Origin of the sequence: Wolbachia endosymbiont of Tribolium confusum (assembly GCF_020405475.1) — a bacterium.
Taxonomy (GTDB): domain Bacteria; phylum Pseudomonadota; class Alphaproteobacteria; order Rickettsiales; family Anaplasmataceae; genus Wolbachia.
This window is the reverse complement of record NZ_JAIZNT010000010.1, coordinates 19,743-29,763: the sequence shown is the minus strand read 5'-3', so window position 1 is coordinate 29,763 and position 10,021 is coordinate 19,743. Positions and strand designations below refer to the sequence as shown.

The 10,021-nt window shown below is 34.1% G+C and carries 8 protein-coding genes; 2 read left to right on the top strand and 6 right to left on the bottom strand.

Annotated features, from left to right (window positions below; translation table 11 throughout):
• Nucleotides 1–80: 80 nt before the first annotated feature.
• Nucleotides 81–1,316, bottom strand: coding sequence for a hypothetical protein (locus LEM02_RS06350; RefSeq protein ID WP_226080714.1), 1,236 nt, complete (start codon nucleotides 1,314–1,316; stop codon nucleotides 81–83).
• Between the two features lie 524 nt (nucleotides 1,317–1,840).
• On the opposite strand from LEM02_RS06350, the gene LEM02_RS06345 reads away from it, so the two are divergent.
• On the top strand, nucleotides 1,841–2,050 hold the full coding sequence (locus tag LEM02_RS06345; RefSeq protein WP_209473065.1) for a hypothetical protein: 210 nt from the start codon (nucleotides 1,841–1,843) through the stop codon (nucleotides 2,048–2,050).
• The gene (locus LEM02_RS06340) at nucleotides 2,026–5,154 is read left to right on the top strand and encodes a host RNA manipulator TomO (RefSeq protein ID WP_226080713.1); all 3,129 of its coding nucleotides are present in this window, start codon (nucleotides 2,026–2,028) and stop codon (nucleotides 5,152–5,154) included. The genes LEM02_RS06345 and LEM02_RS06340 overlap by 25 nt, the downstream gene beginning before the upstream one ends.
• Before the next feature lie 109 nt (nucleotides 5,155–5,263).
• Here LEM02_RS06340 and LEM02_RS06335 read toward each other — a convergent pair whose 3' ends face one another.
• The 5 genes from LEM02_RS06335 to LEM02_RS06315 form a co-directional block, all read right to left on the bottom strand.
• The gene (locus LEM02_RS06335) at nucleotides 5,264–6,667 is read right to left on the bottom strand and encodes a WD_0033/WD_0034 family tandem repeat-containing protein (protein WP_226080708.1); all 1,404 of its coding nucleotides are present in this window, start codon (nucleotides 6,665–6,667) and stop codon (nucleotides 5,264–5,266) included.
• 64 nt (nucleotides 6,668–6,731) lie between these two features.
• Nucleotides 6,732–8,225: a recombinase family protein gene (locus tag LEM02_RS06330; RefSeq protein ID WP_226080707.1), complete on the bottom strand. Its 1,494-nt coding sequence runs from the start codon at nucleotides 8,223–8,225 to the stop codon at nucleotides 6,732–6,734.
• A 9-nt stretch (nucleotides 8,226–8,234) separates the two neighbouring features.
• Nucleotides 8,235–8,666 (bottom strand): DUF2924 domain-containing protein, encoded by a 432-nt coding sequence (locus tag LEM02_RS06325; protein ID WP_226080706.1) that lies wholly within the window; start codon nucleotides 8,664–8,666, stop codon nucleotides 8,235–8,237.
• A 4-nt stretch (nucleotides 8,667–8,670) separates the two neighbouring features.
• Entirely contained in the window at nucleotides 8,671–9,144 is a 474-nt protein-coding gene (locus tag LEM02_RS06320) for an ankyrin repeat domain-containing protein (protein ID WP_226080705.1), read from the bottom strand.
• A gap of 38 nt (nucleotides 9,145–9,182) precedes the next feature.
• Nucleotides 9,183–9,887: an ankyrin repeat domain-containing protein gene (locus tag LEM02_RS06315; RefSeq protein ID WP_226080703.1), complete on the bottom strand. Its 705-nt coding sequence runs from the start codon at nucleotides 9,885–9,887 to the stop codon at nucleotides 9,183–9,185.
• Nucleotides 9,888–10,021: the final 134 nt, after the last annotated feature.

Genomic DNA, 10,021 nt, shown 5'->3' with positions numbered 1-10,021 from the left:
TTTTACTCTCACTAAAATTCTTTGCACGCTTTCGTTTAAGTCTAAGTAACTGAATGACTTTGTTTTCTAAAATAGAAACACTACACTTTACTTCTAACGTCAGTAACCTCCTGCTGTACAACTTCTACATCTAATAATGAACTTGGTACTGTTGAATCACCTGCACCACCATCTAATTGCTTGTTTCTAACTTCAGTAAATACCTCATATTCTGACTTATTGAGTTTCCTAATAGATTGCATTTGCTCCGGAATAAGAGAATTGACAATTTCTGATAATACTTTGACAGCTTTGTTCTCCTTAATAAGATGGACAATTAAATCTCTGGATGACAATCTTATGCTTAGCTTATGTAAATAGTGTTGTCTATGAGCTTCAAAGCCAGGACTATTCCACATAGAGGCAAGCATATCACTGCCAGATTTAACAAAATTATCATTTGGTGCAGAAACAATTGAGTCTAACGCTGCAAACATTAACGTAGAGTACGTATCAGGAGATAAATATTCTGCATTTAAATGCTCAAACAGCTTTTTAGCGCTTTCAAAAAAATAATTTCCTTTTAATGTATTTAAGGTATGGTAATACCTATTTTGTTTAAAATCCCTTTTCAATAACTCATGATACTTGTCCTCACTAAGGTAACGTAGGCAAAAATCAACCATACCAACATCATCAGTAGAAAAACGCCCCTTATTGTATGCTACTTCCATTAACAAATCTTCTTTCCTCTGTTGAGATACAGAATCAATTGACTGTAACTTATTCCAAAAAAACTCTAAGGCTTCAACATGCTTTTCTAGCATCGCACATTTAAAAGCGTAAACGTATGGATGCTCATTATTTAATTCTAACTGATGTTCCTGATTATTTATGGCATGTGACCAGTAGATCATTAAAGCCCCTTTATCACATCCCTTAACTAAACTCTCTACTGGCTTATTACCTAATGTTAATTTAAATTCCTCAAAAACAGCTCTTATCTCGTCTTCAAAACAACACCAGCAGGCAATTCTGTAACGATCAAAGGAATCAAGAAGAGATTTTTGTCCATCTTCAGTTTTCAAGTCTAACAACTTTTTCCCTAGTGCATACCTATCAAGCTCAACATGACCTAAGGTGTCATCGATTTTCCAACAGGTCCCACTTTCTAAAATTTCCTTAATAAATGGTGTTATTATTGTCCTGTCCCATTCACGCAATAACGTCTGATATGCAATACAATATCTCTTAATTTCTAATTCCTTGAATCCTTTATGAGGATCATCTTCTTTGATAGATGTTAGTAATACCCTTTGTACATTCTTGTAATCCATACTTACCCTCCCTAACAAGATTTAATATATTTTAGGCATGTTGCTCTACCTTTAAAACTTTGTCAATTACTATTTTAGAAAAATTTTCTAACCTAAAGTGATTTTCAGTAAAAGGCTCTTAATAGGCTTAATATACAGTCTTTTGTTCACTTTTTAATTCTGTTTTTTATAAGTTTATCTTAATACTTATTGTTAAATGAATTACTATTAATTTAATATTATATATCGCTAATGAATTAAATAATATAACCATCTCCATCACTAAAAACCAGCTAGTGAGAGAAGAGTTTGTTTTGGGATGACATGGTCTACCGCTTGATTCGTGCGAACTTTTTTATATGGTGATTTTATTATACGCTAAAATTAGCTATATTGGCTCACTTTCTCTAAATCTGCGTACGAACTGGCTTGCCTAACTTTGTTGCAAAAATTCCAGGCTCTTATTTTCATAACCCTGTTTTTGTGCAACTTATTCTCACAAATATACGTACTTTTTTAGATTTTTGGACAAGTAAATAATTAAATTGTTGTTGCTACTAGTTATTGCAATATTTTACCTAAAAAATGCTCATTCAAAAAATATTGCTTGTATCGTGGAAGGCGGAGAGATGGATGATAATGATAGCCTATTTGTCAAGGAATTAATGATTTGCTTGGCAAGATTATTGTTTGGCGCTATACTTAATTGGTTATTAGTAGGAGATAAGATATGGTTAATCAAACTGACTCTCTAGATTTAAGTTGTGTTAATTTGGGCACAGAAGAAAATCAAGAAATAACCAAAGATCGTCGCTATTCTGGAGATTCAGGCATCGAAGAAAAGGAAGAGTTTGAAGTTTTAGATGGCGAAAATCAAGAGATACAAGCTAATCTATGTGATACACTCCCTGAAGATCTGAGTCTAGAGAATGCAATACTTACAAACTTTCCTGATGGTTGTGATAGATCATTTACTGTAGAGTCGAAAGATGAAGATTCATATGACATTATTCCTAAAAATTTAACTTTAACTAAAATAATAAATATCTTAAATCAAGCTATAAGGGAAGATGATTGTGAAGAATTAGACAGGGTTGTACAAAATATTGAAAATTATGAAGGCAGGTCTATTATTCTGGATAATGTAAATTTAAAGAGTTTTTGTGAGCAACAACTTAACTTAGATTTACGAGGTAGAAGCGATCACCAGCATATATACTCAAATATACTATCACAGTATAATTTTGATCAGGAGAATTTCAAGTGTGATTATTTAGTAAAAGAATTGGTATTAATGGCAATTGCAGCTAATAATAAGCTGATAGAACAATATCAGGGCATACTTTTTGCTGAAGGAAATTTGAGTCTTTTACCTTTACTTGTTGGTGGTCAAAAATATATTGAAGCTTTTATAGGAAAATTCCATGGTACCGATTGGATTTATAGAGGATTAAAAGATCAAGCCATACAATTTATTGAACCTAATAAGATTGGCTTCTTCTCAGCTATAGCATTAAGAAAAGAACGAAATTTATTAGACACAGTTTTTGTTGAATTCATCTTAAAAGATCTTGAACAAGTATTAAAAACAAGTAATCCTGATCCTTTGTATGGTGTGCTTGAAACAGCATCTCTGATCGAAAATGAAGAATTTATCGTGATAGTGCTAGGTGCGTTTGAAGGATATATTAATAATCCGGATAAAAAAGATCTGTTAAAAAACAGTTTTGTTACTTTGTTAGAAACTGCGATAAGCCAAGAACACATATCTGTCGTTGAATACTTGTGTAAACGATACACTAATAGTGCAGATCGTGCCATTTATAATGTATATAAACAAGCATTTACAGATGATAAAGTTATTACAATACTAAGGCAACAGATCCTGAAAAACATAGGAACTCGTGGCAGAAAAGAAATTTATGATTTAATTCTGAAAACCGCATTGGATGCTGGCAATGTTACATTTATTGAGTACATATGCAAAGAATGTGCTGAAAGCGTCAATGATGTTATTAATTATCTTGATCATAAACTTAAAAATAACGAATTTGATGAAACATATGAATCGGTTCTAGTTGCATTGTCTAATATTGAAAACATAAACGTTATAGTCAATGTACTTTCTTACACTAAAAAAATCTATCAAAACGTATCACATAAGCAAGTAGTCAGGCAAGCCATACGGAATATACTGAGAAGTGCAACACACTACTCAACAGGCCAAGAAGATTACTCCTTAATCAAGAAAGCATGTTACTTATACACAGAAGAGGGTGCAATTAACGTAATTTTTCAAGAGGAGTGTGGGATTTTTAAATCTAGCATAGAAAAGCGCATAGAAGACCTGGAAAAGGAAAAAAAATTATTACAATCTGAAGCTTTACGTGAATATAATTACAGCTATTTGCCAGGTATTGTAAATGGATTAGCTCAGACTGCTTACATAGCATATGATGAATACACTAAAGATCCAAAAAACAATAAACGTCAAAAGAATATTAATCTAATATTCAGTTTAATGCAAATTAGAAATATTCTACAATTTTCCATTGATGTGCAAGAATGTTCCTGTCATGAACGTCAAGATTTGTGGGATGAAATGTACCAAACTCCTGGAACTTTTATAATACGAAAAAGAAGTAATAACGTTGCAGATGAATTAGAAATTCCAGTTATAACAAAAGATGTTCTTGCACAAAAGGGAGAAAGTGATATACTAGATGGCATGGTGGTTTCAATAATGGGGCTTATAAGTGATAATTTTAAGGAGGATAGAATGCATAGTAGTGACCAAAATACAAGAAAAGAGTTGTCTGATGCTATCTTCAGTCTTGATTCTCAAGCAGTAAAATGTTTAGTAGAACGGATAAAGCAAGAGGGCAATAATGCAGAACGAATCATTAATTGGGCTTTGGAGAAAGCTGATGAGACACAAGTTGGGAAGAAAGATCAAGAGTCTAAAAATAAGATTAAAGAAATCAGAGAATTTCTTACAGTAGAAAGTAAAAGTATTGGTGCTGCTGCAGGTAGCCAAGAAGTCCCTGTGGTAGAGCTTAAAGAAAGTGAATCAGATTCACCGAATTCTGAGGATGATGGTTATTCTAAGCTTGAAAGTGATAAGTCTGCTGGGGATTCTTCAGGTTCTAGTATTAATTATCCATTTGAAGAAATTAATGAAGTAGGAATATCTGTAATTGAAACAATAGGGTCTGTAGCTACTGCAATAGCGTCAAAAATGCCTTCAATGGCCACTGAAGAATCTAAATCCGAGCCTGATAACCTAAATGACGAGCAAGATGATCAGCAAAATTTAACAGTACCTACAGTATCAAGTTCTGTAAGTGAGGATGTTTCGACATCTAGAAGTGATGGAAAAGAGTCTGTAGTAATTACACAAGGCAGCCAAAATGATGGTGAACATGATAAAGTCATGCCTGAAGAGCACCAAGATGATGCTGCTATGCAAAACACGCAACCAAAAACTTTAGTTGTTGACAGCAAGCCTAGCAATACAGGTGTTGAGGGTGATGAGAAAAAACAAGCTCTTGTTCAGCCTACTGAACCTGTGTCAAAAAATGCTCAAGGCAACAGCAAACAACCTAGTTATCCAAACAAAAACAACCCTGCTCCACAAGATGCAAAAAGTAAGTTGCCTGTGATAGCTGCTTCTATGTTAGCAATAACCGGAGTTGCTACAGGAATAGCTATTGCAGTTTATTTAGAAATGTTAGCAGTGGGAATAGCAGTTGGAGCTTGTTGTCTGGTTGCCGCTGCAATTGTATATTGCCATAGCAGGCCTTCAAGTTCCCTTGAAAATAGCAATGTTCAAGAAAAAATAGCGAGAGATGTTACTTAAATATTCAGTGATTCCATAATAATTCAGAGATTCTTCTAAATAGATTATCTTATTTCGTTTTTTAAAGTTTTTGCTTGGTGATCATGAATATTCTACCACTCTTTTGAATTTATATCTGGTTTAAAGAAAACTTAACAATTGGTTGTTCTATATCTTCCACTTTTTCTAGCTTTGTGCCGGGCTTTATGGCATTATACAGCGCGAAACCTATACACGCCAATCCAGCTATTCCCACAACTGCTACTACTACAGGCATTTTCATGATATACAATGCAATGCTGCTTACCAGTAACACTACACCAGCACTACCGACCACGATTGCCTGTCTTTGTTGTATTAGCAGTTTTTCTTTTTCATCTGCAGTATTTCCTTTGCCAAATTCACTATAAAAATATGGTTTGGAAGAAGAAAGGCTATCAGAGGCATTTAGACCTTGTGCAACAGTTTCTGTTGAAGCAGTGGTACTTTTTTCGTATATTAATTGATTGTCATCTTCATAATCTCCTATTAAAGGTACAAAGTCAACAGCACTTTTATGCTCTATAGTCGATGTATTCAGATTATCTTTACATTCTTCCTCATATACTAAGTCACGCATAAGTTTCTCTTTTGATTCTAAATCAATTGTAATTGCCTCTTTTTGCTGTTTTGCAATCGTTAATGGTTCTTTCTCTTTGCCTGCAGCATCGATGTCACAACATAGTTTGGGAAATAGGTTGTCAGAAGCGTTTAGCTCTTGCTCATCGAAAGAGTTCTCAGCTTCTTTGTTGCTTTCACACATGAGAGGATTTTCACTTTCTATTAAAATATTTCGAGCTTCTTCACTGCTTACAATCCTAGATTCATGTATTTCATAGTCTTTATTGACATCTTCACATCTAGTTTCAGCATTATCACTTACAGGCATATCATTTTTAACTTCTATATTTAGAATTTCTTCAAATTCCTTGAGGATCTTTGCACTTTCTTTGCAATTGTGTTTATTAGCATAGTCAAGTAGTGTATAGCTTATTTCTTGGTTTTCTGCTTTCTCCACTTTCACTTTCTGGTTGAGAATTTCTTCTAAAATACCATTCTTTTTAGAAGCTTCTAGAACTGTTCTAATAGCTTTACTATTTTCCATGCAGGATACCAGTGCCGTGTAAGTTATTGTTAGACCATTTGGCAATTTTTGGGTCAATTCCTCACTAAGAACATCCTGTAAAATTCCTTGATTTATTGCTTCTTGTAAAAGCTCCTCAAAAGCTTGATTATTTTTATAGAACATAGATTGGCACAGTAGCGTCAGAGTCCCTTCCTTTTCCTCATCCTTGTAAATTATTTTTTTTGTAAGAAGTTTCTGTGTGTTGTAATTAGATTTATTAAATTTTTCACTAATATTTTCACCGTTTTCTATCTTCTTTAATAGCTTGAAAAGCTTTTTTTTATCTTCATTTGTAAAATTATCCTGATCACCTGCCAGCTTATAGGTTATATTTTTTTCGTTCTTGGTCTTTTTGAACTTTGGCATCATATTTCTTTCTCTACAACATTTAATTTTATAAATTAATTACATTAATAACTTATTAATTGCTTAATTAAGGCACCAATTTGTAAAACTTATCCATCTGCTCACTCCATAGCATTGGTATTTCTCTCAAGTCAACCAACTTCAAATCTCTTGGCTGTCTCCCATTCACTATGTCTTCCTTAATCTTTGGTGCTAAATAATTTAACCTTAAAATTTGCTGTATACGTCTTGTACCTATATTAATTTTGGCACTCAGTTCTCCTACACTTGCATATTTCCCTTCTTCTAGTTGCCGTTTCCATAGGTGGGCTCTTACCACTCCTTTCAGTAGCGCATTGTTTGTTTTGCCTTCTGGTTCTATTACTGTGCATTTCTTTCCTTTCTTTTTTAACCACATTGGTATAAATTCCACCTTATCCTCTAAACACACTTCTATTTCATCTTCTTTTACCATCACTCCCTTTATTAACTTTTTCACTACTTCTTTCTGTCTTCTAAAACTTAAATTTTTCCATTTTTCTTCGGTCTTTTCTTTCCAATTTTCATATAGCTGCTCCGCTCTCTTCATTACTTCTTTTTCTACTTCTCCTGCTACTATTGTTCGGTTCACTGATCCACAATCCTTCCCCCTTAAATGGTTATTGCACACATAATATCGGTACCTTTTATTCTCCTTTTTTGAGTATGTCAGCGTCATATTTACACCGCAGTTCTTGCACTTAATTATTCCTCTAAGCAGCGCTTCCTCATATTTTGCTTTTCTATATGGCTGATTCCTTATTAATTCTTGTGCTTTTTGCCATTTTTCTTCCTCTATTATTGCTTCATGCTTTCCTTCATACTCTTTCTCATAATGTCTTATCTTTCCCACATATATTGGATTTGTTATTATTCTCCTCACCGTTGCCTTTTTAAAGATATCTGATTTTGTTCGGTATCCTTCTCTGTTTAACTCTCTTGCCAACTCTGCCATTGACTTCAGCTCCAAATATCTTTCAAATATATGCTTTACTGTTTTTGCTTCTTTCTCATTTATTATTAACTCTTTATCTTTTACATCATACCCAAATGGCAAAGTTCCTCCCATCCATAATCCTTGCTCTTTTGATGTTGCTATTTTATTTTTTACTCTCTCTACAATCATCTCTCTTTCTAGTTGTGCTGCTCCTGATAACACTGTTTGTACAAACTTTCCCATTGGCGTATTATTGTCAAATATCTGCGTTACTGCTACAAAATTTACTCGGTGCCTTCTAAAAAATGATGTTACTTCAATGCTGTCTTTTGTTTCTCTTGATAGTCTGTCTAGTGTGTACACTACTACACAATCTACCTCTCCTTTTTTTACATCTTTAAACAATTCCTTTATTGCTGGTCTTTCTAAATTCTTTCCTGAGAAACCTCCATCATCGTACCTTTTGGCCAATGCTACCCAGCCTTCTTTGCTCTTTATGTACTTTTCACATGCTACTCGCTGCGCATCAAGGCTATTAAACTTTTGCTCTAGACCATCTTCATTTGATTTTCTTGTATATATCGCACACCTTACCTCTTTTAGCATTCTCTCTCCTCAATTTCCACTTTTATCACGCATTCCAAATAATAAAGGTCCGTTGTAACTCATTCCCATTATTTTTCCTGCCACTGCTGACAATGATGTATAAAACTCTTCTTTGTAGATTAAACCCTTGTCTGTTACCATTACCGCATGCGTTTCTTCCCCTCTCTCTAATATTAGCTCTGTTCCTGCTACTGGCAGTTTGTCACTACTTATTCTTTTTCCCTTCTCTAGCCGATCTGCTAGATACTCTAGTCTTTTTGTTCCTTTTCTTGACATTTCTCCATACGCTTCCTCCTGTATTCTATATGCTAGTCTCGGTATCAGATATTTCTTTGAGTATCTAGGCGCCTCTTCCCCATATACCTTCTTCCATATTTTTCTCAGTTCATCCAAAGGTTTTCTCTCTAAATTCATTACTTTCTTTTCTACTTCTTTCTCCATATTTTTAGCCCTTCATAAATAGCTTTTCAATTCTGTCTATTTCTTTCTTCAATACTTCAGTTACTTCTTTACTGGTTTTCGCATAATCCATCCCTGTCATTCCAAATTTATCTGCTTGCTCTATTTCTGCTCCTGCTTTTACTAGCTCCTCCACTATTTCTTTTTCTCCTACCATGCACGCAAGGTGTAGAGGTATGCATTTATTTCCATATTCCTCAGCATTTACGTCTGCTCCTGATTTTATCAATTCTCTCACGATTTCTAGACGTTTCTCCGTTACCGCTAGGTGCAGTGCTGTGTATCCTTTCACATCTGCTGCATTCACATTCACTCCTTTTTCAACTAATAAACTCACTGTTTTTGCGTCTATTGCATAATGCAGAGCTGTTCTTCCATTCTCGTCTCTTGCATAAATATTTTTATATGAGTTCTCTGATAATTCTTTTGCTGATTTATTAAATTTGCCAAGCTTTAACATAATCCACCTCACCTTTTCTTTAAAATCAAGTCCCCTTTTTAAGCCTTTCTTCCTACTACATTTTCTACCTCATCTATCATTTCATTCACTTGGCTGATTATCTTGCTTGCTAAATTTTGACATTCTTTCTTTATTAGCGATTTGTCTCTCTTCCTTATTTCTCCTATCTCTATTATTTTTAGCTCCGGCATGTAGCTTCCATTCAACATGTCTGCTATTTCTCCCACTAGCCCCTCTATTCCATAACACGTCAGTTCTCTACTTTTTGTTATTCCTCCTTTTTCTCTCAAAAATTTACTTGCCTTTTCACTTTCTTCGCTATCACATAAACAATACTTTTCACTTTCCCAAATGTAATACATTGGTGTTGCACCATATTTATTCAGTTGATTAACTTCAGCTCCCGCTTTTACTAGCTCTTTTATTATTTCAACTCCTCCTATTTTGCATGCAGAGTGGAGTGGCGTACATCCACTGACATATTGAGTGGCATTTACTTCTGCTCCCGACCTTAGCAGCACTTTTACATTTTCTAAGCTTTTCGCAAATACTGCACAGTGTAGTGGTGTATAACCATTTTTATCTCTTGCATTTACCTCTGCCCCTTTTTTTATTAATAACTTCACTGTTTTGTAATCAGAGATTTCTACTGCTTGGTGTAATATCGTCTCTCCTTCTTCATTTCTTTTATTAATATCGTTACTTGATACTTCTTTAAAAAACTTACTCTTGCTAAACTTCATACTTACCTCACAAAATTAGCTTTTCTAGCGCCAGACAAATTTCTTATATTTACCTGCTGCTATTCAAGTCATGTCCGTTTTAGCATAAGAAAGCAAGTCTTTTTCTTTTTATTTCATACACTTTTACCTATTAT

Excerpts from the sequence above, each read along its gene's own strand:
- LEM02_RS06350 (WP_226080714.1), bottom strand. The coding sequence starts at position 1,316 with ATGGATTACAAGAATGTACAAAGGGTATTACTAACATCTATCAAAGAA.
- LEM02_RS06340 (WP_226080713.1), top strand. The coding sequence starts at position 2,026 with ATGGTTAATCAAACTGACTCTCTAGATTTAAGTTGTGTTAATTTGGGC.
- LEM02_RS06335 (WP_226080708.1), bottom strand. The coding sequence starts at position 6,667 with ATGATGCCAAAGTTCAAAAAGACCAAGAACGAAAAAAATATAACCTAT.
- LEM02_RS06330 (WP_226080707.1), bottom strand. The coding sequence starts at position 8,225 with ATGCTAAAAGAGGTAAGGTGTGCGATATATACAAGAAAATCAAATGAA.
- LEM02_RS06325 (WP_226080706.1), bottom strand. The coding sequence starts at position 8,666 with ATGGAGAAAGAAGTAGAAAAGAAAGTAATGAATTTAGAGAGAAAACCT.
- LEM02_RS06320 (WP_226080705.1), bottom strand. The coding sequence starts at position 9,144 with ATGTTAAAGCTTGGCAAATTTAATAAATCAGCAAAAGAATTATCAGAG.
- LEM02_RS06315 (WP_226080703.1), bottom strand. The coding sequence starts at position 9,887 with ATGAAGTTTAGCAAGAGTAAGTTTTTTAAAGAAGTATCAAGTAACGAT.